Source organism: Micromonospora sp. D75, from assembly GCF_018070405.1.
Classification (GTDB): Bacteria; Actinomycetota; Actinomycetes; order Mycobacteriales; family Micromonosporaceae; genus Micromonospora; species Micromonospora chalcea.
Window position 1 is genome coordinate 1 of sequence record NZ_JAGPXV010000005.1, and the last position, 21,909, is coordinate 21,909.

The following is a 21,909-nucleotide window of genomic DNA, read 5'->3' on the forward strand; positions in this document are numbered from 1 at the left end:
CCGGCTCCCGGCGGCGGGGCGGCACGGTCGGCAGCCGCCGCCCCAGCACCGAACCGCCGCGTACCGGCACCGACGGCGGCTCGTCGTCCGCAGTCCGCCGTCCGCCCCGGTCGCCCGGCACCGCCGGAGGCGGCACCGCGGGAGGCGGAACGGCTGCGAGTGGAACCGCGGGAGCCGGAACGACAGGGGGCGGGACGGCGGCCGGCGGGACGGGTACGGCGGACGGGCGGGGCGCGGAATCGGGTACGCCGTTGCGCGCGCTCCGGGCCGCGCCCTCCACCCGCTCCAGCCGGGCCCGAGCGCCCATGGTCCGCCCGGGCAGCCGGACGTCGCCCCGGGAGAGCTGAGCGACGTACCAGGCGGGCAGGTAGCCCTCGATCGGCAGCCCGGGGTTGACCGCCAGCCACCACTCCGGGTTGGGCCAGCCGTCCGCCAGTTCCGGGTAGGGGACACGGCGGGCCGTGCCGGCGTTCTCCCCCAGGCTGGCCCGCAGCGCGGCGGCGGAGGTGAAGGCGAGCACGTGCGTGCGGCCGCCGGAGGTCCAGGTGCCCCATCCGCCGGCCGGGCCGCCCGTGACCGGCAGGAACAGATCGACGCGCGTCAGCACCCGAAAGTACTGCTGCTGGTCCTGGGCGCGCAGCGCGTCCCGCATCGCCACCTCGGCCTCGGTGGCCGGCTCCCATCCGGTCACGGCCACCTCTCCTTCCGCGAACAGGCCACAGGCATCGCCTACAACCTACAAGGTGGCAGCAAGATCAGGACTTCTGGCCATCGACGGTCCGCCCCGATGTCCACGAGGCGATAACATCCCGTCCCGGAGCCGACACGTTACGGAGGTCGTCGATGTATCGGCCTGTCGCGCACCCGGCCGTGGCCGCCCTGGCGACGCTCCTCGCCGTCGGGTCTCCGGTCGCCCCCGCGGCGGCTCGCGCGCCGGCCGGCTGTGCCTCGCCACCCGCCCCGGCGCGGCCGGTCGCGCAACAGCCGTGGCCGCAGCAACGGTACGCCCCGGACCGGCTCGCCCCGCTCGCCACCGGCGCCGGAGTCGTGGTCGCGGTGATCGACTCGGGCGTGGACCGGTCCCATCCGCAGCTCGCCGGGCGCGTCCTGTCCGGCGCCGACTTCCTCGACCCGGGCGGGGACGGCACCCGGGACTGCGCCGGGCACGGCACCGGTGTCGCGAGCATCGTCGCCGCCGCCCCGCAGCCCGGCGTCGCGTTCCGCGGCCTCGCGCCGGACGCGCGCATCCTCCCGGTACGGGTGAGCGAGCAGCAGGTGGTCGAGGGGCGGGAGTCGGGGCGTACCGTCGACGCGGCCGGTTTCGCCCGGGCGATCCGGTGGGCGGTGGACCACGACGCCGACGTGCTCAACCTGTCGGTCGTGCTGTACGCGGACGACCCCGACGTGCGCGCCGCCGTCGCGTACGCGCTGCGACAGGACGTGGTGGTGGTGGCCGCCGCCGGGAACCTGCACGACAACGGCGATCCCCGGCCCTACCCGGCCGCGTACGACGGCGTGCTGGGGGTGGGCGCGATCGGCCCGGACGGCACCCGCTCGGCGTTCTCCCAGACCGGCCCGTACGTCGACGTGGTCGCCCCGGGCAGCGAGGTGCTGATGGCGGCGCCCCGCCAGGGACACCACCGGGCGGAGGGCACCAGCTACGCCACTCCGTTCGTGGCCGGCACCGCGGCGCTGCTGCGTCAGTACCGGCCCCGGCTGAGCGCGGACGAGGTGGCCGCCCGGATCGTGGCCGCCGCCGACCCGGCCCCGGGACGGGAGACCGGCTACGGCGCGGGGGTGCTCAACCCGTACCGGGCGGTGACCGAGTCGGCGGGCGTGATGGACTTCCGGCCCCGGCCGGGCGCCGCGCTGCCCGCCGACCGGCCAGATCCGGCCGCGCTGGCCCGCGAGGCTCGCCGCGGGACGGCCCGGGACCGGGCGCTGCTGACCGCCGCCGTCGTGGGCGGGACCGTGGCACTCGTGGCGGCGCTCGCCCTGGTGCTGCCGCGCGGAGCACGGCGCCGCTGGCGGGCGGCCGACCGGGCCTGAACCGCCGTGCGGCCCGGATCGGCAGACCCGGGCCGCACGGGACGCTTCACTGGAACAGGTTGGTGTTGCGCTTCTCGGTGTCGAGGTAGTCGGCCGCGGAATCCTCCACCGCGAGCTTGATGTCGCGCAGCATCGCCTGCAGGTCCTGCGAGGCGGCCCGCCACCGGGACTGCCGCACCTCGTACGCCTCGCGGGCGGCGCCGTTCCAGCTCGCCACCAGCGGGGCGGCGTCGCGTTCCAACTGGCCGAGCTGGCTCTCCAGGGTGGACAACGCCCGTTGGATGTCGGCGCCGGCCTGTTGCAGGGCGGCGAAGTTGACGACCAGCACACCGTGCTCCATGAGTTCGATCCTTCCGGTTGTCAGAGCGGCAGCTGGATGCCGCGGTTGGTGCCCGCCACCCGGCCGGCGGCCTCGGTGTCGGACAGGTCGTACTGCCGGCCGGCGGTGCGGATCGCGGTGGCGGTCTCCCGCAGCGCCCGCTGCAGGGCCGCCTGGTCCTGCGCCCACTGCTGCTTGACCTGCGCGAACGAGCGCCCTCCGGCGCCCCGCCAGGCCTGCTGCAGCACCTCCAGCTCGGCCATCAGGCCGCTGAGCATGGTCTGCAGCGACTGGTCGACCTGCTCGAACTTCGCGGCGGTCTGCTGCATCACCGCGGCTTCTGCCTGGGTCTGGGACATCCCGGACGTCACCTCGTCTCCTCGGTCGTGGCTGGTCACCCCGGTGACCACCGTGGACTCGCCGGGGGCGCCCGGGGCCGGTGGAGGGGAAGACCAGGCGGCGGCGGACACGCGACTCGACGATTTCGTCGCTGACGGTAGCCGCCCCACTCCGGTTCTGCTACCCCCTCGGGCTCCCCTGTGGACAACTCGGCCATTACGATGTGCCACGGTGATGTCACAGCGGGACCCGGGCGAGGAGGTGCGGTGGCCGCGACGACAACGACCCGGCCGGCCGCGTCCGCCCCACTGTGGACACGACGGCCGGGCGCGCGGCAGCGGGCCGGTCAGGTCGTGGCGACACAGGTCGCGGCGGCCGTGCTGGTGGCCGCCGCCGGGCGGGGTTTCGTGGCGACCGCCGCCGCGCTGCTCACCGCCGCGCTCATGCTGCCGGCCGCGTGGATCCGGGTACGCGGCCGCTGGCTGCACGAATGGCTCGTCACCGCCGTCGCGTACCTGACCCGGCGCCGCGCCCTGCCGTCGGCCGCCGACCCGGCGGCGCTGCTGGAACTGGTCCGGCCGGGGGCGGTGGCCGGCTCCACCGAGCTGGCCGGCGGTCCGGCCGCGGTGCTGCACGACGCCGCCGGCCTGACCGCGCTGCTGGAACTCGGCGACCCGGACGACCTGCTCGGTGACCACGCGCGCCGGCTGCCCGTACCGTCCGACCTGCTCCCGCCGAGCGGCCCGGACGCCCCAGCGGTCCGGTTGCAGCTCGTCTTCTCGTCCTCCCCCGCGCCCGTGCCGGCCGTCGCGGGCGGTCCCGCCGGGACGTCCTACCGGCAGCTCACCGACGGCCGGGTGCCGGGGCGGACGCGCGCGGTCCTGGCCGTCCAGGTGTTGCGGGCGGACGGCTGGCCGGACGAGGAGTTGCTGCGGGCGCTCTCCGGCACGCTGCGGCGGATCGTCCGCCGGCTCGGGCCGCTCACCGCCCGGCCGCTCGGCGGGGACGCGGCGCTGCGGGTGATCGCAGAGCTGGCCCATCACGAGCCCGGCGCCCCGGTCCGGGAGACGTGGCCGCTGCTCACCGTGGGCGGGCTGGCGCAGGCCACCTGGCGACTGCGCCGGTGGCCCGATCCGCGGGGCGAGCCCTCCCCGGGGCTGGTCACCCGGCTGCTCGCGGTGCCCGCCACCGCCACCACCGTCGCGCTGACGGTCGGACCCCGCGCCGGGACGAATCCGGCCCCGGCCGAGCTGGCGGTGCGGGTCGCCGCCGGCAGCGCGGACGAGTTGTCGGCGGTGGATCGGACGCTTCGGCGCGTCGCCGGTGACGTCGGCGGGGAGCTGCGCCGGCTCGACGGGGAGCACCTGGCCGGGCTCGCCGCCACGCTGCCGCTCGGGGTGACCGGTGGGTCCGGGTCGCCGCCGCCCGCACTGGAACTGCCCCCGGCCACCGCCGGCCTGATGGTGGGCGCCAACCGCCACGGCGCCGCGCTCACCGTGCGCCTGTTCCGGCCCGCCCCGACACGGGTGCTGCTGATCGGCGGTGTGCCGGCCGCTCAACTGCTCGTGCTGCGGGCGCTGGCGCTGGGTGCCCGGGTGGCGGTGCAGACCGGCCGTCCCCGGGCCTGGGAGCCGTTCGTCCGCGGCGTCGGGACGCTCGGTGGCGGCGTACCGCTGCTTCCGCCGGGGCGTCCGCCCGGCGGCGCGCCCGCCTCACCGCTGTGCCCGCTGCTGGTGGTGGTCGACGTCGGCCCGGTGCCGCCGGAGGCCGGGCCGGACGCGGCCTGGCAGTCCGTGCTCGTGGTCCGCGACGAGCTGACCGCGGCCGACACGGCGACGCTGGCCCGCGCCGACCTGGCGATCCTGCAGCCACTCGACCCGGACGAGGCGGCGCTGGCCGGAGCGGCGCTCGGGCTCGGCGGATCCGCCGACTGGTTGACCCGCATCCGCGACGACATGGTGGCGGTGGTCAACCGGCGGGCCCTGCGGTGGGCGCTGCTCTCACCGACGCCTGTGGAGTCGCAACTGGTCGGTCGCCCGGCGCGACGCTGAGGCGCGCGGGGGCGTCACGCTGCTTTCCCTGGTGGTACGTCCGTGGCACGATCCCGGCCATGGATTTCCTGAAGGGTCTTCTGATTCGTGTGGGCTCGACGGCAGTGGCGTTCTGGCTCGCCACGCTGCTCATCCCCGGCATCTCGCTGGACTCCGGGTCGGCCACCGAGACCGTGATCACGCTGGTTCTCGTCGCGGTGATCTTCGGAGTGGTCAACGCGGTGCTCCAGCCGATCATCAAGACCGTGGGTTGCGGCTTCTACCTGCTCACCCTCGGTTTGATCGCGCTCGTGGTGAACGGCCTGCTCTTCCTGCTCACCAGTTGGATCGCCGGTGAGGCCGGGTTGCCCTTCCACGTGGACGGGTTCTGGCCGGAGGCGGTGCTGGGCGCGCTGTTCGTCGGCATCGTCACCTGGATCCTGGGCGCCGTCCTCGACCGCGACTGACACCCCCGGCCCCGGCCCGGCGCGACGGCGACCGGCCGGGGCCACCAGGAGGGAATTGGCTGGCGAGCGGCCCGGGTGTCGGCGCTAGCGTCGGCGGGTGTTCACTGTGACCCGCGCGGACGGCTACCAGATCAGCACCGACCCGGACCGGATCGACCTGGACCGGGTGCACGCCTGGCTCGCCGGCGACGCCTACTGGGCGCGGGGGCGGGAGCGGGAGACGGTCGCGCGCTCGTTCGCCGGCTCGATCGGCTTCGGCGTCTACCGCCCCGGTGACGGCCGGCAGGTCGCTGTCGCCCGGGTGGTCACCGACCGCGCCACGTTCGCCTGGCTCTGCGACGTCTACGTCGACCCGGCCGAGCGCGGTCGCGGGCTGGGCACCTGGCTGGCCGGCGCGGTCCGCGACCACTTGGCCGAGCTGGGCGTACGCCGGATCCTGCTGGCGACGCTCGACGCGCACGGGGTCTACGCGAAGCTCGGCTTCCGCCCGGTCGCGCCGGATCGGTGGATGGAGCTGGATCAGCGGGTGACGCCGGTCACCGATAAGGATCAGCAGACAGATCCACCACTTACGGTGGAGCGGTGAACCAGCTCCGGCTCGGCTACCTGTACGGCGTCGGCGCGTACCTGATCTGGGGTTTCTTCCCGATCTACCTGAAGCTGCTGCGCCCGGCCGGGCCGATGGAGATCCTCGCGCACCGGATCCTCTGGTCGGTGGCGTTCGTGGCGTTGCTGCTGGCCGCCACGCGGCACGCCGGTTTCCTGCGCAGGCTGGCCGGGCGGCCGCGGGCCATCGCCGGCATCGGGCTCGCGGCCGCGCTGATCGCCGTCAACTGGGGCACGTACATCTACGGCGTGAACTCCGACCGGGTGGTGGAGACGGCGCTCGGGTACTTCATCAACCCGCTGGTGTCGGTGCTGTTCGGCGTCTTTCTGCTGCGCGAACGGCTGCGCCCGGCGCAGTGGGCGGCGCTCGGCGTCGGCGGGCTCGCGGTGGCGGTGCTCGCCGTCGACTACGGCCGGCTGCCCTGGCTGGCGCTCACGCTGGCGTTCAGCTTCGCCGGGTACGGCCTGGTCAAGAAGCGCCTCGCGCTGCCCGCCACGGAAGGGCTGTTCGTGGAGTCGGCGGTGCTGGCGCTGCCCGCGCTGGCGTACCTGGGCTGGCTGTCGGCGCGCGGCGACTCGACGTTCGGGCACGTCTCGGCCGGGCACACCGCGCTGCTGGTGCTGGCCGGCGCCGCCACCGCGATCCCGCTGCTGCTGTTCGCCGGGGCGGCGAACCGGCTGCCGCTGTCCACTGTCGGCATGCTGCAATATCTGGCCCCGATCCTCCAGCTCGGCTGCGGCGTGCTGATCTTCCACGAGCCGATGCCCCCGGTCCGGCTGGCCGGCTTCGCGCTGGTGTGGCTGGCCCTGATGGTCTTCACCGCCGACGCCCTGCGCCACTCCCACCGCACCCGCCAGGCCACCCGCACCCCCACCCCGGCCGCCGCACCCACCCCGTCCCGTTGATCTTGCACTTACCGCCCCGGCGAAAGGGACCAATCACCCGCGCCGAGGGCCGCAACTGCAAGATCAACGGGGAGGGGACGGCGGTCAGCGGAAGTCGTAAGCCAGGACGGGGGAATTGGCGCCTCGGAGGAGTTCCAGGCGGACCAGTTCACCCTTGGTGAACCGGGTTACCCCGGAGAACCGCAGGTCGTCGCCGGGGGCGGCGAGCCAGGAGCCGATCTGCTCCGTCGCGCCGTCCGGGCCGTGCGCCACCAGCCGGAACGTGTACGCCTCCCGGTGCCCGGCCCGCCTGTCGTAGCCGCAGTGCATGGTGACCTCGGTGCCCCACGGCGTCTCGGTCAGCCCCACCTCGGCGTGCACCGGCACCGTCCCGGCCACCGGCCGCATGGAGGTCAACGCCACCTGCGGCGTGGACGGCTCAGCCGGCGGCTGGACCAGCGCCACCCCGACGCCGGCCAGCACCGCGAGCGCGGCGGCGGCGAGCGCGGTCAGCGCGTACCGGCGGCGGGAGCGGGACCGCTCGCGGCGCTTGCGCTCCCGCGCGGCGTCGAGCAGCGCGGGCACCCGCGACGTCTCCGGCCCGACCTCCAGGAACTGCTCCAGGCCGGCCGGGTCGAGCCGGCCCAGCAGGCCGGGCAGCACGGCGATCTCGGCCACCGCCTCCCGGCACTGGGCGCAGCCGGCCAGGTGCCGCTCGTAGGCGACCCGGTCCGCCGGGGCGAGGGCACCAAGCACGTACGCCCCGTCGTCGTGAGCGAACTCGCAGCGTGTCATCCGGTCACCCCCATCTCGGCCAGCGCCAACCGTAGTGAGCGCAGCGCGTAGTGGGTACGCGACTTCACCGTGCCGGGCGGTACGCCCAGCCGCGCCGCCGCCTCCGCCACCGAACGCCCCTGGTAGAAGCACTCGACGAGCACTTCCCGATGGGTCGGGCTGAGCCGGTTGAGCGCCTCGGCCACGGTCCACGCCTCCACCGCGCGCTCCGTCTCGTCGACCGTCTCGGCGGTCTCCGGCAGTTCGTCCGTGTACACCTCGCCGACCCGGGCCGAGCGCCGCCGCCAGGCGTCGATGGCCAGGTTCCGCGCCGTGGTGAACAGCCAGGCGCGTACCGAGCCGCGTCGCGGGTCCAGCGACTCGGGGTGCCGCCAGGCGCGCAGCAGCGTCTCCTGCACCAGGTCCTCGGCGCGGGGCCGATCGCCGTTGACCAGCCGCAGGGCGTGCGCGTACAGCGCGTCGGCATGCTCGTCGTGCAGCGCGCGCAGCAGTTGGGCGTCGTGGTCGCTGATGGCGGTACCTCGCTTCCGGCGGCGGGGAGACCGGCGATGTGTACGCCCTTCCATACGTGCCGTGTCGCCGAACGGTTCAGCCGCAGGTCACGACGGAGCTGTTCACGTCCGGTTCAGCTGCGGGCCGACCGCCGCTCACGGTGCCCTGGCAGCGTCCGGCGGGTGAGCGCGGGCTCCCTCGCCCGTGCGCCTTCCCCCTCGTCCGATCTGGAGGCTCCACCTCATGAGCGACCGGCCTCGCCTGCTTCCGCTGCTCGGTGGCACCCGCCACGGCAGCCGCGACGCGATGACCTGTCTGTACCGGTGCGGCAACGCCTGCGACCACCCGGTGCCCAACCCGACCGACAACCCGTACTTCGGGGACGTGGTCGACACCGAGATCTCCCGGCGCGGCGTGGTCCGGGCCGGCGCGGTCGGCGCGCTGGTGCTCGGCTTCGGCGGCGCCGCGGCGGGCGCGCTGGCCGGGTCCCCGGCGGCCGCCGCCCCCGCCGCTCCGCCGGTGCCCGGCGAGGGCGGGGTGGCCGCCACCGGCCCGGGGCGTCCCGGCAGCGGCGCGCTGACGTTCAAGCCGATCCCGCCGAACAAGCTCGACACGCTCGTCGTGCCGAACGGGTACGACCACTCGGTGGTGATCCGCTGGGGTGACGAGGTCGTGCCCGGCGCGCCCGCGTTCAACCTGGGCCGGCAGACCGCCGCCGCCCAGTCCAAGCAGTTCGGCTACAACAACGACTTCGTCGGCGTGCTGCCGATCGACCGTCGGCGCGCGCTGCTCGTGGTGAACCACGAGTACACAAACGAGGACCTCATGTTCCCCGGCTTCACCAGCCAGGACGCGCTGACCGTGGAGCAGGTGCGGGTGGCGATGGCCGCGCACGGCATGTCAGTGGTCGAGCTGGAGCGGGTGGAGAACACCGGGCAGTGGCAGCCGGTCCGGCGCGGTCGGCGCGAGTACAACCGCCGGGTCACGGCGCTGGCGACGAAGTTCGAGATGACCGGCCCGGCGGCCGGGTCGGCGTGGCTGCGTACCGCCGCCGACCCGAAGGGCCGGACCGTCGTCGGCACGCTCAACAACTGCGCCGGCGGCGTCACCCCGTGGGGCACTGTGCTCTCCGGCGAGGAGAACTTCAACCAGTACTTCGTCGGCGGCGACGCGGTGGCCGAGGAGCAGAAGGCGAAGCTGACCCGCTACGGCATCCCGACCGACGTGCGCTACCCGAGCGGCAGCCGCAAGTGGGACCGGGCGGACGAGCGCTTCGACCTGGCCCGGCACCCCAACGAGGCGAACCGGTTCGGCTGGGTCGTCGAGATCGACCCGTTCGACCCGCAGTCCAAGCCGCGCAAGCACACCGCGCTGGGCCGGTTCAAGCACGAGGGCGCGAACGTCATCGTGGCGCGCGACGGCCGCGTGGTCGCGTACATGGGCGACGACGAGCGCTTCGACTACCTCTACAAGTTCGTGTCGGACAAGAAGTTCATGCCGGGCAAGTCCTCGGTGGCCCGGCGGCACAACCTGACGCTGCTGGAGTCGGGCACGCTCTACGTCGCCAGGATCGAGGGGGACAGCCCGGCCGCCGAGATCGACGGTTCCGGCAAGCTCCCGGCCGACGGCGGTTTCGGCGGCCGGGGCCGCTGGATCAAGCTGGTCAGCGGCAACCGCTCGTACGTCGACGGCATGACCGCCGCCGACGTGCTCACGTTCACCCGGCTGGCCGGGGACAAGGTCGGCGCGACGAAGATGGACCGCCCCGAGGACGTCGAGCCGAGCCTGCTCACCGGCAAGGTGTACGTGGCGCTGACGAACAACAGCGACCGCGGCAAGGCGGGCAAGGCCCCGGCCGACGAGGCGAACCCGCGCAACAGCAACCGGCACGGGCAGATCCTGGAGCTGGTCGAGGACCGCGGCGACAACACGGCCGAGACCTTCGCCTGGTCGCTGCCGATCGTCTGCGGCGACCCGGCCGACGCCTCGACGTACTTCGCCGGGTACGACAAGACCAGGGTCTCGCCGATCTCCTGCCCGGACAACGTCGCCTTCGACGCCACCGGCAACCTGTGGATCTCGACCGACGGCAACGCGCTGGGCAGCAACGACGGCCTGTTCGCCACCGCCGTGGAGGGCCCGGAGCGGGGCCACCTGAAGCAGTTCCTCACCGTGCCGCTCGGCGCGGAGACCTGCGGCCCGTTCATCACCGGTGACAACCGCTCGGTCTTCGTGGCGGTGCAGCACCCGGGCGAGGTGACCGGCGCGTCGGTGGAGAACCCGGCCTCCACCTGGCCGGACGGCGACTTCGCCAAGCCCGGCGTGGTGGTCACCTGGCGCCTCGACGGCGGCCCGGTCGGCAGCTGACCCACCCCGGGAGCGGTCCGGCGCTGGTCCGCTCCGCGAGGGGCCGTCGACCCACCAGGTCGGCGGCCCTTCGTCAGTTCTCGGAGGCGATGCCGTCGGCGATCGACCTGGCGGCGGTGAGCAGCTTCGCGCGGACCACCCGGGCCGAGGTCATCATCTCGCCGGCCGGCAGCGCGCACGCCAGCACCACCCGGCGCTCGATGTCCTTGTCCGGGGCGACGAGCACCGCCGCGCACGCCACGCCCTGCCGGAACTGCCCGAGTTCCAGTTGCATGCCGCGCCGGTCACCGGCGGCCAGGTCGGCCTCGAACGCCTCCACGGTGGTGAGGGTGGCGGTGGTGAACGGGCGCATGCCGTACTCGCGCAGGTAGCGGAAGCGCTGTTCGGTGGTGAGCGTGGCGAGCAGGCTCTTGCCGAGCGCGGTGGCGTGGGCGCCCTCGTCGAAGCCCGGCACCAGGTCTTCCAGGAAGGGCGAGCGTGGCCCCTCGGCGGAGGCGGTCACCGCCACCTGCCCGCCGATGAAACGGCCGAGGTAGTGGCTCCAGCCGGTGTCCGACGCCGCGCGGCGCAGCGCCTCGCCGACCGCGGGCGGCCCGCGGAACGCGGTGACCAGCTCGCGGTAGCGGTCGGCCACCTCCAACCCCACGATGTACGTCCCGTCCTCGCGCCGGATCACGTAGCCCTCGTACGCGAGCGTGCGGACAAGGTGGTAGGTCGTGGCGACTGTCAACTCGCAACGCCGGGCGATCTGCTTCACGGTGAGCCCTCTCGGCGCACGGCCGACCGACTCGAGCACTCGAAGCGCGCGGGACACGCTGCGGATCAGGTCCGAGGGTTCCGCCAAGGGGTCGCGCACAACCACCTCCGCCGCCGGGGACTTACACCATATGAAAAACCGGCCGAGTGCGAAATGCCTGTTCGGATGGAGGATGCCAGATCACCGGACACAGACGGTAGGTCGACGGACACGATGAGCAGCCAAAACGTGCGGGCGTAGGGTGTGCTCGCAATGACTGAAACAGTTTCGCAAGACGCACCCGCGTCGGCCCGGCGGGCGGTCCGGGCGGGCGCCGGCGCCACCGTCACCACGATCGTGTGCGTCCTGCCCGTCTTCCTCGTCGGCGGGCTCGCCGTGCAGCTCGGCGACGAACTCCGGTTCAGCCCGGCCGGCCTGGGCCTGGCCGTCTCGATCTACTTCGGCGTGAGCGCGCTCGCCTCGGTGCCCTCCGGGGCCCTGGTCGAGCGGTACGGCCCGGCCACCGTCGCCCGCGCCGGCATCCTGCTCTCCGCCGCCTCCCTGCTCGCCGTGGCCGGGCTGGCCCGGTCGTACCCGATGCTGGTGACGCTGCTGGCGCTCAGCGCCGCCGCCAACGCCCTCGGACAGCTCGCCAGCAACGCCGCGCTCGCCGAGCACGTGCCCGCCCACCGGCAGGGGCTCTCGTTCGGCGTGAAGCAGGCCGCCATCCCGGTCGCGACGCTGCTGGCCGGCGTGGCGGTCCCCACCGTCGCGCTCACCGCCGGCTGGCGCTGGGCCTTCGTGGTCGCCGCCGGGGCGGCGCTGGCCGCGCTGCCGGCCGTACCCCGGACCGGACGGGACCGGCACGCCCGGGCCGCCTCCGGGGGCCGCTACGGCGGCACCGCCCCGCTCGTGGTCATCGGGCTGGCCGCGACGCTGGCGGCAGCCGCGGCGAACGCGCTGGGCACGTTCCTGGTCGACTCGGCGGCGACGCGGGGTCTCTCCCCCGGCCTGGCCGGCCTGACGCTCACGCTCGGCAGCGCGGTGTGCGTGCTGGCCCGGGTGGGCGTCGGCTGGCTCGCCGACCGGCGCGCCGACGGGCACGTCGGGCTGATCGCCGGGATGCTGCTGACCGGGTCGGTCGGCCTGATCCTGCTCGCGGTGGCCGGCTCCGCGCCGCTGGTCGCGGGCGTGGTGCTCGGCTTCGGGCTCGGCTGGGCCTGGCCCGGGCTGATGAACTTCGCGGTGGTCCGGCTGCACCCGCAGGCCCCGGCCGCCGCCACCTCGATCACCCAGACCGGCGTGTACGCGGGCGGCTGCCTGGGCCCGCTCGGCCTGGGCGCGCTGGCCGGCGCGGCCGGCTACCCGGCGATGTGGCTGACGGCGGCGGCAGCCATGCTCGTGGCCGCCGTGCTGATGCTGCTCGGCGCCCGCCTGCTCCGCCGCGCCCCCGCGCTCGGCTGACCGCCCTCGCCCTGGGTGCGGGGGTCAGCTGGTGCGGTCGGCGATGTAGTCGCAGAGGGACTCCAGCGCGCGGCGCGCCGGGCTCTCGGGCAGCGGGGCCAGCCGGGCCCGCGCGTCCTCGGCGTAGCTGCGTACCGTCTCCCGGGCCCGCTTGAGCGCCGGGGACTCCCGCAGCAGGCCGAGCGCCTCGGCGTGCAGCGCGTCGTCCACCAGCGGGCCGGTGGCCAGGATCTCCCGCAGCCGTACGCTCGCCGCGTCCGCGTCGTCCGAGGCCAGCGCGTAGAGCACCGGCAGGGTGGGCACGCCCTCGCGCAGGTCGGTGCCGGGCGTCTTGCCGGACTGGATCGACTCGCTGGAGATGTCCAGCAGGTCGTCGGAGAGCTGGAACGCGACGCCGATGATCTCGCCGTACCCGGCGAGCGCCTCGATGTGCTCGGGCGACGCGCCGCCGAACATGCCGCCGAAGCGGGCCGACGTGGCGATCAGCGAACCGGTCTTCTCGGCGATCACGTGCAGGTAGTGCGCGACCGGGTCGTCGTCGCGTGGGCCGACCGTCTCGGCGATCTGGCCGTGCACCAGCCGAGCGAACGTGCGCGCCTGCAGGCGTACCGCCTCCGTGCCCAGTTCGGCGGCGATGTCCGCGGCCCGGGCGAAGAGGTAGTCGCCGACCAGGATGGCCACCGAGTTGGTCCAGCGGGAGTTGGCGCTCGGCGCGCCCCGCCGCACGGCGGCCTCGTCCATCACGTCGTCGTGGTAGAGCGTCGCCAGGTGGGTGAGTTCCATCACCACGGCGGCCGGGACGACCTGCGCGGCCTCCGGGTCGCCGAACTGGGCGCTCAGCGCCACCAGCAGCGGGCGGAACCGCTTGCCGCCGGCCTCGACCAGGTGCCGGGACGCCTCGGTCACCAGCGGGTCAGCGCTCGCCACGCTCGCCCGCAGGCTCGTCTCGACCCGGTCGAGCACGCCCAGCACCGAGGCTTCGACGCGCGGGTCCGCGAGGTGCAGGCCGAGCGCGCCGAACTGACCTGAACGCTCGCCAGCCGGATTCGCCACGTCCTCAACCATGCCACACCCGTTCGACCTGCTCGTCGAGGGGGATACGGGCCGGGGGCCGGCACGCCACGGCGTACCGGCCCCCGGTGGGATCACGTCGGTCATCTGACGAATTCGGCAGCACCGGTGGTCAGGTCGAGCAGCGGACCGGGGACCACACCCAACGCCAGCGTGGCCACCACGCCGATGACCAGCGCCGCCGAGGTGAGCGCGCCCGGCACGGTCACCGTCGGGGTGGACTCGCCCGGCTCGGACAGCCACATCATCACCACGACCCGCAGGTACGGGAAGGCCAGCACCATGCTGGTCAGCACACCGGCGATCACCAGCCACGCCTGGTTCGCCTCCAGGGCCGGGCCGAAGACCGCGAACTTGCTGGTGAAGCCGCTGGTCAGCGGGATGCCGGCGAAGGCCAGCAGGATGAACGTGAAGATCGCCGCGAAGAACGGCGAGCGGCGGCCCAGCCCGGCCCAACGGGACAGGTGGGTGGCCTCCCCGTCGGCGTCGCGCACCAGCGTCACCACGGCGAACGCGGCGAGCACCGAGAAGCCGTACGCGGCCAGGTAGAACATCGTGCCGGAGAGCCCTTCGCGGCTCGGCGCCAGCACACCGACCAGCAGGTAACCGGCGTTCGCGATGGACGAGTACGCAAGCAGGCGCTTGATGTCCGTCTGGGTGACCGCGAGCACCGCGCCGACCAGCATGGTCAGCACCGCGATCGCGCCGAGCACCGGGGTGAAGTCCCAGGACGCCCCGGCGAACGCCACGTGGAAGACGCGCAGCAGCGCGCCGAACGCGGCGACCTTGGTGCAGGCGGCCATGAAGCCGGTGACCGGGGTCGGCGCGCCCTGGTAGACGTCCGGCGTCCAGACGTGGAACGGCGCGGCGGCGGCCTTGAACAGCAGGCCGATGGCGAGCAGCGCCATGCCGGCGAAGAGCAGCACCGGGCTGGACGAGGAGTCGGTGACCGCCGCGTGCACGGTGGCGAAGTCGACGCCGGCCCCACGGCCCGGGATGCCGGAGGTGAAGCCGTAGATCAGGGCGACACCGAACAGGAAGAACGCCGAGGCGTACGCGCCGAGCATGAAGTACTTCAGCGCCGCCTCCTGGCTCAGCAGACGCCGGCGGCGGGCCAGCGCGCAGAGCAGGTAGAGCGGCAGCGAGAAGACCTCGAGCGCGATGAACATGGTCAGCAGGTCGTTCGCCGCCACGAAGATCAGCATGCCGGCGATCGCGAACGACATCAGCGGGTAGACCTCGGTGGCGCCACCGACGCCCTCGGCCTGCCGGCGGTCCTCGGCCGACTCGGCGGTGACCGCGGCGTGCGCCACGAACGCGCCGCCCCGCTCCACCGTGCGCTCGCCGACGAGCAGCAGCGCCATGACGGCCAGGACCAGGATCGCGCCCTGGAGGAACAGCGTGGGCCCGTCGACCGCGATGGCCCCGCCGATGGTGATCAGCCGGGCGTCCGCGTTCAGGATCACCATCACGATCGCCGCGAGCATCGCCACCAGGGCGAGCCCGAGCTGCACCGCGTTGCGCAGCCGACGCGGCACGAACGCCTCGACCAGGATCCCGACCAGGGCCGCGCCCAGCATGATCAGGATCGGAGCGAGCGCCGCGTAGTCGATCGACGGCAGCTTCAGTTCACTCACTTCGCGGCCTCCTGGACGCTGCCGACCTCAGGGGCGGGATCGGACTTGCCGACGTCCTGCATGGTCGCCTGGACGGCGGGGTTGATGACATCGGTGACCGGCTTCGGGTAGAAGCCGAGCAGCACGATCAGCGCGATCAGCGGCGCGACGACGACCTTCTCGCGCAGCGTGAGGTCCCGGCGCATGCCCTCGACCTCGGTCAGCGCCGGGTTCAGCGTGCCCTGCGTGGTGCGCTGCACCATCCACAGCACGTACGCCGCCGCCAGGATGATGCCGAGCGTGGCGATCACCGCGACCGGCTTGTTGACGGTGAACGTGCCGATCAGCACCAGGAACTCGGAGACGAACGGCGCCGTGCCGGGCAGCGCCAGCGAGGCCAGACCGGCGAAGAACAGCACGCCGGCCAGCACCGGCACGAGCTTGCCCGCGCCGCCGAAGTCGCTGATCAGGGCCGAGCCGCGCCGGGCGATCAGCATGCCGACCACCAGGAACAGCAGGCCGGTGGCCAGGCCGTGGTTGAGCATGTAGAGCACCGCGCCGGTGCCGGCCTGGGTGGTGAAGGCGAAGATGCCGATGCCGATGAACCCGAAGTGCGCGATCGAGGTGTACGACACCAGCCGCTTCAGGTCGTTCTGGCCGACCGCCAGCAGCGCGGCGTAGATGATGCCGATGACACCCAGCGCCAGCGCCCACGGCGCGAACCACCGCGACGCCTCCGGGAACAGCGGGAGGCAGTAGCGCAGGATGCCGAACGTTCCGACCTTGTCCAGCACGCCGACCAGCAGCGCGGCGGCGCCGGCCGGGGCCGCGCCACCGGCGTCCGGCAGCCAGGTGTGGAACGGGAAGAACGGCGCCTTGATCGCGAAGGCGACGAAGAAGCCGAGGAACAGCCAGCGGGCCGTGTCGGTGGCGAACTCCGCCTGGCTCAGCGCCTGCCAGTCGAAGGTCTTCCCGCCGACCACCCAGAGGCCGATCACCGCGGCCAGCATGAACAGACCGCCGACCAGCGAGTAGAGGAAGAACTTCACCGCCGCGTACTGCCGCTGGTGGCCGCCGTAGCTGCCGATCAGGAAGTACATCGGCACCAGCATGACCTCGAAGAACACGTAGAACAGGAAGACGTCGGCGGCGGCGAAGACGCCGATCATCGTGCACTCGAGGACGAGCAGCAGCGCGAAGTAGGCGGGCACCGAGCGCTTCGACGCCTCGGCGTCGTGCCAGGACGCCAGGATCACCAGCGGCACCAGGATCGCGATCAGCATCAGCATGACCAGCGCGATGCCGTCCACCTCGAAGGTGAAGTTCACGCCCCAGTTCGGGATCCACGGGTACGACTCGCGGAACTGGAACCGGTCACCACCGGCGGAGAAGGCGAACCACATCACCACCGAGAGCACCAGCACCAGCAGCGACCAGCCGAACGCCACCAGCTTGGCCAGGTCCGGACGGCTGCGTGGCAGCAGCGCCACCACCAGGGCGCCGACCAGCGGCGCCACGGTCAGCACCGAGAGGAACGGGAAGTTGGACATTATTCGGCCTTACCTCCGTCGTGACTGCGTGGCCCGCCGGCGGGGGCGGCCGCGTTGAGGTCGATCACGCCAGCCACCCCGCCTGCACCGCCAGGAACGCCGCGACCACGAGGAGCGCGCCGGTCAGGATCGAGGTCGCGTACGACCGCACGAAGCCGGTCTGCAGCCGCCGGAGCCGGCCCGAGCCTCCGCCCACGGCGGCGGCCAGGCCGTTGACCAGCCCGTCCACGCCCCGGTTGTCGAGGAACACCAGCGCCCGGGTGAGGAAGATGCCCGGCTTCTCGAAGACCGCCTCGTTGAAGGCGTCCGTGTAGAGGTTCCGGCGCGCGGCGGTGACCACCACGCCGGCCGGCTGCGGCTCGGTGGCCGTACCGCCCCGGAACAGGAACCAGGCCAGCCCGGCGCCCAGCACGGTGACCAGCAGCGACAGCGCGGTGAGCAGCCAGTGCGCCAGCACCGGCGCGTGCTCCCCGCTCTCGCCGCCGAGCCCGTTGGTGGCGGTGAGCCAGTCCGGCACGGAGGTGGCGAGCAGGAAGCCCGCGCCGACCGAGCCGATCGCCAGCAGGATCAGCGGGATCGTCATCAGCTTCGGCGACTCGTGCGGGTGCTCGATGTCCTCGGTCCAGCGCTTCGGGCCGTGAAACGTGAGCACGAACAGCCGCGTCATGTAGAACGCGGTGAGCCCGGCGCCGAGCAGCGCGGCCATGCCGAACAGCCAGGCCGTCCAGCCCTCCCGCTCGAACGCGGCCACGATGATCGGCTCCTTGGAGAAGTAGCCGGAGAACGGGAACATGCCGATGATGGCGAGCCAGCCCATCATGAACGTCAGCCAGGTGACCTTCATGTACTTCGACAGCCCGCCGAAGCGGCGGATGTCCACCTGGTCGTTCATGCCGTGCATGACCGAGCCGGCGCCGAGGAACATGTTGGCCTTGAAGAAGCCGTGCGCCAGCAGGTGCACGATGGCCAGCGCGTACGCTCCGCCGCCGAGCCCGACGCCGAGGAACATGTAGCCGATCTGGCTGACCGTCGACCAGGCCAGCACCCGCTTGATGTCGTCCTTGGCCGCGCCGATGATGCAGCCCATCAGCAGCGTGAGCGCGCCGACGCTGACCACCACGAGCTGCAGCGTCTCGTTGGCCGAGAAGATCGCGTTGGAGCGGGCGATCAGGTAGACGCCCGCGGTGACCATGGTGGCCGCGTGGATGAGCGCGGACACCGGGGTCGGGCCCTCCATCGCGTCCGGCAACCACGCCTGCAGCGGGAACTGGCCGGACTTGCCGGCCGCGCCGAGCAGCAGGAGCAGACCGAGCACCAGCACGGTGGTCGAGGTCATCGAGCCGACCCCGTTGAACACCTCGTCGTACTGGGTGGTGCCGAGCATGGCGAACATGATGAAGATGCCGATGGCCAGGCCGGCGTCGCCGACCCGGTTCATCAGGAACGCCTTCTTGCCGGCGGTGGCCGCGCTCGGCCGGCCGTACCAGAAGGAGATCAGCAGGTACGACGCCAGACCGACGCCCTCCCAGCCGAAGTAGAGCATCACGTAGTTGTTGCCGAGCACCAGCAGCAACATCGCGGCGACGAACAGGTTGAAGTACGCGAAGAACAGTCGCCGGCCCGCGTCGTGCGCCATGTACTCCACGGCGTAGAGGTGGATCAGGAAACCCACCCCGGTGATCAGCAGGACGAAGACCGCGGCCAGCGGGTCGAAGAGCAGACCGAAGTCCACCCTCAGGTTGCCGACCGCCATGAAGTCCCAGAGGCTCAGCTCGACCTGCTTGTTCTCCAGGCCGCGAAGCTGGAAGAAGTAGGTGAGACCGAGCAGGAAGGCGGCGCCGATGGCGCCCACGCCGAGCCAGTGGCCCCAGCGGTCGGCCCGCTTGCCGAGCAGCAGCAGGATCGCCGCGCTGACCAGCGGGATCGCCACCAGAAGCCAGACCGAGCCCAGCATCCCGTCCGCCGTGGCGAAGGTGACGGCCTCGGCTGGCTCAGACTGGGCGATCGTCAGAATCTGTTCCACCACGAGCCCCTCAGTACTTCAGCAGGTTGGCGTCGTCGACGCTCGCCGAGCGCCGGGTACGGAAGATCGCCATGATGATCGCGAGACCGACCACGACCTCGGCCGCCGCGACCACCATCACGAAGAACGCCATGATCTGGCCGTTCAGGTCGCCGTTGATCCGGCTGAACGTGACCAGGGTCAGGTTGGCCGCGTTGAGCATCAGCTCGATGCACATGAACAGCACGATCGCGTTGCGCCGGACCAGCACGCCGACGGCGCCGATGGTGAACAGCACCGCCGCGAGGATCAGGTAGTAGTCCGGGGTCATTTGTCCGTCCCCTTCGGTGCGGTCTCCTCGGCCGTCAGCTCGCGCACCGGCAGGATCTCCGGGATGCTGCGGTCGGTCAGCCGGCCGTCGGGCAGGCGGGCCGGGGTGGCCACCGAGGAGGAGGTGGCGTAGACACCCGGGCCGGGCTTCGGGCCGGGGTAGTTGCCGGGGCGGAACCGCGCCTTCATGGTGGCGATCTGGTCCATCCGGTCCGCCTTGCGCCGCTCGACGTGTGCCAGCACCATCGCGCCCACCGCGGCGGTGATCAGCAGCGCCGAGGTCAGCTCGAAGGCGAAGACGTACTTGGTGAACAGCAGCCGGGCGATGCCCTGCACGTTGCCCTCGGCGTTCGCCTCGTCGAGCCCGGCCGCCGGCACGCCGTCGAGCGCGCGGTACAGGCCGCTGCCCACCAGGCCGGCGAAGCCGAGCCCGAGGACGACGGCGGCGACCCGCTGGCCGCGCAGCGTCTCGATGAGCGAGTCGGAGGCGTCCCGGCCGACGAGCATCAGCACGAACAGGAACAGCATCATGATCGCGCCGGTGTAGACGATGATCTGCACCATGCCGATGAACGGCCCCGCCTGGAGCACGTAGAACACGCCCAGGCAGAGCATGGTCAGCACGAGCCAGAGCGCGGAGTGCACCGCGTTGCGGGCCCACACCATGCCGACCGCCCCGAGCAGGGCCAGCGGGGCGAGGATCCAGAAGGTGACCTCCTCACCCCCGGACACCTGGCCCGCAGCGGCGAGCACCGTTGCCGAGGTCATGCCTTGCCTCCCTTGCCCGCCGCGGCGGCGGACCGCTGCTCGGCCTGCTCGGCGCCGGGGAAGGTCACGCCGGGGTGCTCCTCCACCTGGTACCGGCCGGGGCCCATCGGCGAGCGCTCGGCGCCGGCCGAGGTGCCCGGGTTGGTCAGCGCGCCGACGTAGTAGTCCTTCTCGCTGTCGCCCAGCCGCATCGGGTGCGGCGGCTGCTCCATGCCTTCGAGCAGCGGCGCGAGCAGCTGCTCCTTGGTGAAGATCAGGTCCTGCCGGTTGTCCCGGGCCAGCTCGTACTCGTTGCTCATGGTGAGCGAACGGGTCGGGCAGGCCTCGATGCAGAGCCCGCAGAAGATGCACCGGGCGTAGTTGATCTGGTAGATGCTGGCGTACCGCTCACCCGGGGAGAAGCGCTGCTCCTCGGTGTTGTCGCCACCCTCCACGTAGATCGCGTCGGCCGGGCAGGCCCAGGCGCACAGCTCGCAGCCGATGCACTTCTCCAGCCCGTCCGGGTGCCGGTTGAGGATGTGCCGCCCGTGGTAGCGCGGCGCCGAGACCGGCGGCTTGAACGGGTAGTCGGTGGTGACGACCTTCTTGAACATGTGCGAGAAGGTGACACCGAAGCCCTTGAACGTTCCGGTGATCGCGCCCACGTCACACCTCCCTGGAGTCCGGGCCGGCGACCACGTTGGCCGGCTCCCGCTCGGCGAGCACGCGCTTGGTACGCGGGCTCGGCGGAACCTGAAGATCCATCGGCGGCAGCGGGAAGCTGCCGTACGGCCGGCTGTCCGCCTGCTCCTGGGGCGACGGCTTCAGCTCCTTCTTCCGGCTCGGCCAGAAGAGCGTGACCAGCAGCAGCACGCCCGCGCCGACGGCGGTGACGAGCAGCCGGTCCCGGGCCTGCCAGTCCTCGATCGAGCGCAGCCCGGCGAGCACCATGATCCAGACCAGGTTCAGCGGCAGCAGCACCTTCCAGCCGAAGCGCATGAACTGGTCGTAGCGGAGCCGGGGCAGCGTGCCGCGCAGCCAGACGAAGACGAACACCAGCAGGATGACCTTGCCGAAGAACCACAGCATCGGCCACCAGCCCTCGTTGGCGCCCGACCAGATCGTGATCGGCCACGGCGCGTGCCAGCCGCCGAGGAACAGCGTCACGGTGAACGCCGACATGGTCACCATCGCGACGTACTCGCTGAGCATGAACAGCGCGAACTTCAGCGAGCTGTACTCGGTCTGGAAGCCGGCCACCAGCTCCGACTCCGCCTCGGGCAGGTCGAACGGCGCCCGGTTGGTCTCACCGACGATGGCGATGAAGAACATGATGAAGCTGGGCAGCAGCAGGATCGCGTACCAGCCGGGGGCGGCGAGGTCGAAGCCGCCGATGCTCAGCCGGGTGCCGTCGCCCTGCGCGGCGACGATCCCGCTGGTCGACATGGTGCCGGCGGTCATGAAGACCGCGACCACGCTCAGGCCCATGGTGACCTCGTAGGACACCAGCTGGGCGGCGGAGCGCAGACCACCGAGCAGCGGGTAGGTGGAGCCGCTGGCCCAGCCGCCGAGCACGATGCCGTACACGGCCAGCGAGGAGAAGGCCAGCACCACCAGCACCGCCACCGACACGTCGGTGACCTGCAGCGGCGTGCGGTGCCCGAAGATGCTCACCATCGGCCCGAACGGGATCACCGACAGCGCGGTGACCGCGCAGACCACGGAGATCACCGGGGCGAAGAAGTAGACCACCTTGTCGGCCTTGCGCGGGAGGATGTCCTCCTTGAAGGCCAGCTTCACGCCGTCGGCGAGCGTCTGGAGCAGACCGAACGGTCCGGCCTGGTTGGGGCCGGGCCGCACCGCCATCCGGCCCACGACCCGGCGCTCGAACCAGACGCCCAGCAGCGTGGCCGCCACGGCGACGACGAACGCGAAGAGGATTTTGCCGAGGACCAGCCACCACGGGTCCTTGCCGAAGTCGGCAAGCGTCGGGTCCTGCGCCGCGAGGTAGAGATTCACTGCACCGACCTTTCGTTCGCGACCG

General features: G+C 72.6%; 20 protein-coding genes and 1 pseudogene. 7 read left to right on the forward strand and 14 right to left on the reverse strand.

From position 1 onward, the window contains the following. A pseudogene (locus tag KBX39_RS33065) lies at positions 1 to 691 on the reverse strand (hypothetical protein); the annotation flags it as partial. Between the two features lie 152 nt (positions 692 to 843). Between KBX39_RS33065 and mycP the strand changes: the two are divergent. After that, positions 844 to 2,049, forward strand: a complete 1,206-nt coding sequence (mycP, locus tag KBX39_RS00845) for a type VII secretion-associated serine protease mycosin (RefSeq protein ID WP_210868754.1) — start codon at positions 844 to 846, stop codon at positions 2,047 to 2,049. Between the two features lie 46 nt (positions 2,050 to 2,095). Here the strand turns inward: mycP and KBX39_RS00850 are convergent, their stop codons facing one another. Beyond that, positions 2,096 to 2,389 carry a WXG100 family type VII secretion target gene (locus KBX39_RS00850; RefSeq protein WP_043327280.1) on the reverse strand — a complete coding sequence of 98 codons (294 nt, stop codon included), beginning with the start codon at positions 2,387 to 2,389 and terminating at the stop codon, positions 2,096 to 2,098. Positions 2,390 to 2,409: 20 nt separating this feature from the next. After that, the gene (locus tag KBX39_RS00855; RefSeq protein WP_030503719.1) at positions 2,410 to 2,727 is read right to left on the reverse strand and encodes a WXG100 family type VII secretion target; all 318 of its coding nucleotides are present in this window, start codon (positions 2,725 to 2,727) and stop codon (positions 2,410 to 2,412) included. A gap of 246 nt (positions 2,728 to 2,973) precedes the next feature. Here KBX39_RS00855 and eccE point away from each other — a divergent pair, with 246 nt between their 5' ends. The 4 genes from eccE (at position 2,974) to rarD (ending at position 6,716) form a co-directional block, all read left to right on the forward strand. After that, positions 2,974 to 4,758: a type VII secretion protein EccE gene (gene eccE, locus KBX39_RS00860; protein WP_069088822.1), complete on the forward strand. Its 1,785-nt coding sequence runs from the start codon at positions 2,974 to 2,976 to the stop codon at positions 4,756 to 4,758. Positions 4,759 to 4,817: 59 nt separating this feature from the next. Next, positions 4,818 to 5,204, forward strand: a complete 387-nt coding sequence (locus tag KBX39_RS00865; protein WP_030503717.1) for a phage holin family protein — start codon at positions 4,818 to 4,820, stop codon at positions 5,202 to 5,204. Between the two features lie 97 nt (positions 5,205 to 5,301). Then, complete coding sequence (locus tag KBX39_RS00870; protein WP_064448439.1) at positions 5,302 to 5,790, forward strand: GNAT family N-acetyltransferase; 489 nt, start codon at positions 5,302 to 5,304, stop codon at positions 5,788 to 5,790. Further along, entirely contained in the window at positions 5,787 to 6,716 is a 930-nt protein-coding gene (rarD, locus tag KBX39_RS00875) for an EamA family transporter RarD (RefSeq protein WP_166455705.1), read from the forward strand. Before KBX39_RS00870 ends, rarD begins: the two co-directional genes overlap by 4 nt. 84 nt (positions 6,717 to 6,800) lie before the next feature. Here rarD and KBX39_RS00880 read toward each other — a convergent pair whose 3' ends face one another. Continuing rightward, entirely contained in the window at positions 6,801 to 7,490 is a 690-nt protein-coding gene (locus KBX39_RS00880; protein ID WP_043327293.1) for an anti-sigma factor, read from the reverse strand. Continuing rightward, a complete protein-coding gene (locus tag KBX39_RS00885; protein WP_036343884.1) occupies positions 7,487 to 8,056 on the reverse strand; it encodes a sigma-70 family RNA polymerase sigma factor in 570 nt (189 codons plus the stop codon). The genes KBX39_RS00880 and KBX39_RS00885 overlap by 4 nt, the downstream gene beginning before the upstream one ends. A 169-nt stretch (positions 8,057 to 8,225) precedes the next feature. On the opposite strand from KBX39_RS00885, the gene KBX39_RS00890 reads away from it, so the two are divergent. Beyond that, the gene (locus KBX39_RS00890) at positions 8,226 to 10,349 is read left to right on the forward strand and encodes a PhoX family phosphatase (protein ID WP_210868756.1); all 2,124 of its coding nucleotides are present in this window, start codon (positions 8,226 to 8,228) and stop codon (positions 10,347 to 10,349) included. 73 nt (positions 10,350 to 10,422) lie between these two features. Here the strand turns inward: KBX39_RS00890 and KBX39_RS00895 are convergent, their stop codons facing one another. Continuing rightward, complete coding sequence (locus tag KBX39_RS00895; RefSeq protein ID WP_030503712.1) at positions 10,423 to 11,205, reverse strand: IclR family transcriptional regulator; 783 nt, start codon at positions 11,203 to 11,205, stop codon at positions 10,423 to 10,425. 153 nt (positions 11,206 to 11,358) lie between these two features. On the opposite strand from KBX39_RS00895, the gene KBX39_RS00900 reads away from it, so the two are divergent. Further along, positions 11,359 to 12,549 carry an MFS transporter gene (locus KBX39_RS00900; protein ID WP_064448435.1) on the forward strand — a complete coding sequence of 397 codons (1,191 nt, stop codon included), beginning with the start codon at positions 11,359 to 11,361 and terminating at the stop codon, positions 12,547 to 12,549. Positions 12,550 to 12,573: 24 nt separating this feature from the next. Here the strand turns inward: KBX39_RS00900 and KBX39_RS00905 are convergent, their stop codons facing one another. The 8 genes from KBX39_RS00905 to nuoH all read right to left on the reverse strand — a co-directional run bounded on the left by KBX39_RS00905 (position 12,574) and on the right by nuoH (position 21,884). After that, positions 12,574 to 13,614, reverse strand: a complete 1,041-nt coding sequence (locus KBX39_RS00905) for a polyprenyl synthetase family protein (protein WP_043327297.1) — start codon at positions 13,612 to 13,614, stop codon at positions 12,574 to 12,576. Positions 13,615 to 13,703: 89 nt separating this feature from the next. Continuing rightward, positions 13,704 to 15,257, reverse strand: coding sequence for an NADH-quinone oxidoreductase subunit NuoN (nuoN, locus tag KBX39_RS00910; RefSeq protein ID WP_043327299.1), 1,554 nt, complete (start codon positions 15,255 to 15,257; stop codon positions 13,704 to 13,706). Further along, positions 15,254 to 16,786: an NADH-quinone oxidoreductase subunit M gene (locus KBX39_RS00915; protein ID WP_030500781.1), complete on the reverse strand. Its 1,533-nt coding sequence runs from the start codon at positions 16,784 to 16,786 to the stop codon at positions 15,254 to 15,256. Before KBX39_RS00915 ends, nuoN begins: the two co-directional genes overlap by 4 nt. 64 nt (positions 16,787 to 16,850) lie before the next feature. Continuing rightward, on the reverse strand, positions 16,851 to 18,740 hold the full coding sequence (nuoL, locus tag KBX39_RS00920; protein WP_231915645.1) for an NADH-quinone oxidoreductase subunit L: 1,890 nt from the start codon (positions 18,738 to 18,740) through the stop codon (positions 16,851 to 16,853). 79 nt (positions 18,741 to 18,819) lie between these two features. Continuing rightward, positions 18,820 to 19,119 (reverse strand): NADH-quinone oxidoreductase subunit NuoK, encoded by a 300-nt coding sequence (gene nuoK, locus KBX39_RS00925; protein WP_013283611.1) that lies wholly within the window; start codon positions 19,117 to 19,119, stop codon positions 18,820 to 18,822. Then, positions 19,116 to 19,886: an NADH-quinone oxidoreductase subunit J gene (locus tag KBX39_RS00930; RefSeq protein ID WP_043327303.1), complete on the reverse strand. Its 771-nt coding sequence runs from the start codon at positions 19,884 to 19,886 to the stop codon at positions 19,116 to 19,118. Before KBX39_RS00930 ends, nuoK begins: the two co-directional genes overlap by 4 nt. Further along, complete coding sequence (gene nuoI / locus KBX39_RS00935; RefSeq protein ID WP_030500778.1) at positions 19,883 to 20,530, reverse strand: NADH-quinone oxidoreductase subunit NuoI; 648 nt, start codon at positions 20,528 to 20,530, stop codon at positions 19,883 to 19,885. Before nuoI ends, KBX39_RS00930 begins: the two co-directional genes overlap by 4 nt. A gap of 1 nt (position 20,531) precedes the next feature. Beyond that, entirely contained in the window at positions 20,532 to 21,884 is a 1,353-nt protein-coding gene (gene nuoH / locus KBX39_RS00940; protein WP_030500777.1) for an NADH-quinone oxidoreductase subunit NuoH, read from the reverse strand. Positions 21,885 to 21,909: the final 25 nt, after the last annotated feature.

What these genes read in the sequence shown, in the direction of transcription:
- KBX39_RS00880 (WP_043327293.1), bottom strand. Translation starts at nt 7,490, where the DNA reads ATGACACGCTGCGAGTTCGCTCACGACGACGGGGCGTACGTGCTTGGT.
- KBX39_RS00915 (WP_030500781.1), bottom strand. Translation starts at nt 16,786, where the DNA reads ATGTCCAACTTCCCGTTCCTCTCGGTGCTGACCGTGGCGCCGCTGGTC.
- KBX39_RS00905 (WP_043327297.1), bottom strand. Translation starts at nt 13,614, where the DNA reads ATGGTTGAGGACGTGGCGAATCCGGCTGGCGAGCGTTCAGGTCAGTTC.
- KBX39_RS00850 (WP_043327280.1), bottom strand. Translation starts at nt 2,389, where the DNA reads ATGGAGCACGGTGTGCTGGTCGTCAACTTCGCCGCCCTGCAACAGGCC.
- KBX39_RS00885 (WP_036343884.1), bottom strand. Translation starts at nt 8,056, where the DNA reads ATGGAAGGGCGTACACATCGCCGGTCTCCCCGCCGCCGGAAGCGAGGT.
- KBX39_RS00930 (WP_043327303.1), bottom strand. Translation starts at nt 19,886, where the DNA reads ATGACCTCGGCAACGGTGCTCGCCGCTGCGGGCCAGGTGTCCGGGGGT.
- KBX39_RS00865 (WP_030503717.1), top strand. Translation starts at nt 4,818, where the DNA reads ATGGATTTCCTGAAGGGTCTTCTGATTCGTGTGGGCTCGACGGCAGTG.
- mycP (WP_210868754.1), top strand. Translation starts at nt 844, where the DNA reads ATGTATCGGCCTGTCGCGCACCCGGCCGTGGCCGCCCTGGCGACGCTC.
- KBX39_RS00855 (WP_030503719.1), bottom strand. Translation starts at nt 2,727, where the DNA reads ATGTCCCAGACCCAGGCAGAAGCCGCGGTGATGCAGCAGACCGCCGCG.
- nuoL (WP_231915645.1), bottom strand. Translation starts at nt 18,740, where the DNA reads ATGCTGGGCTCGGTCTGGCTTCTGGTGGCGATCCCGCTGGTCAGCGCG.
- KBX39_RS00900 (WP_064448435.1), top strand. Translation starts at nt 11,359, where the DNA reads ATGACTGAAACAGTTTCGCAAGACGCACCCGCGTCGGCCCGGCGGGCG.
- KBX39_RS00890 (WP_210868756.1), top strand. Translation starts at nt 8,226, where the DNA reads ATGAGCGACCGGCCTCGCCTGCTTCCGCTGCTCGGTGGCACCCGCCAC.
- nuoK (WP_013283611.1), bottom strand. Translation starts at nt 19,119, where the DNA reads ATGACCCCGGACTACTACCTGATCCTCGCGGCGGTGCTGTTCACCATC.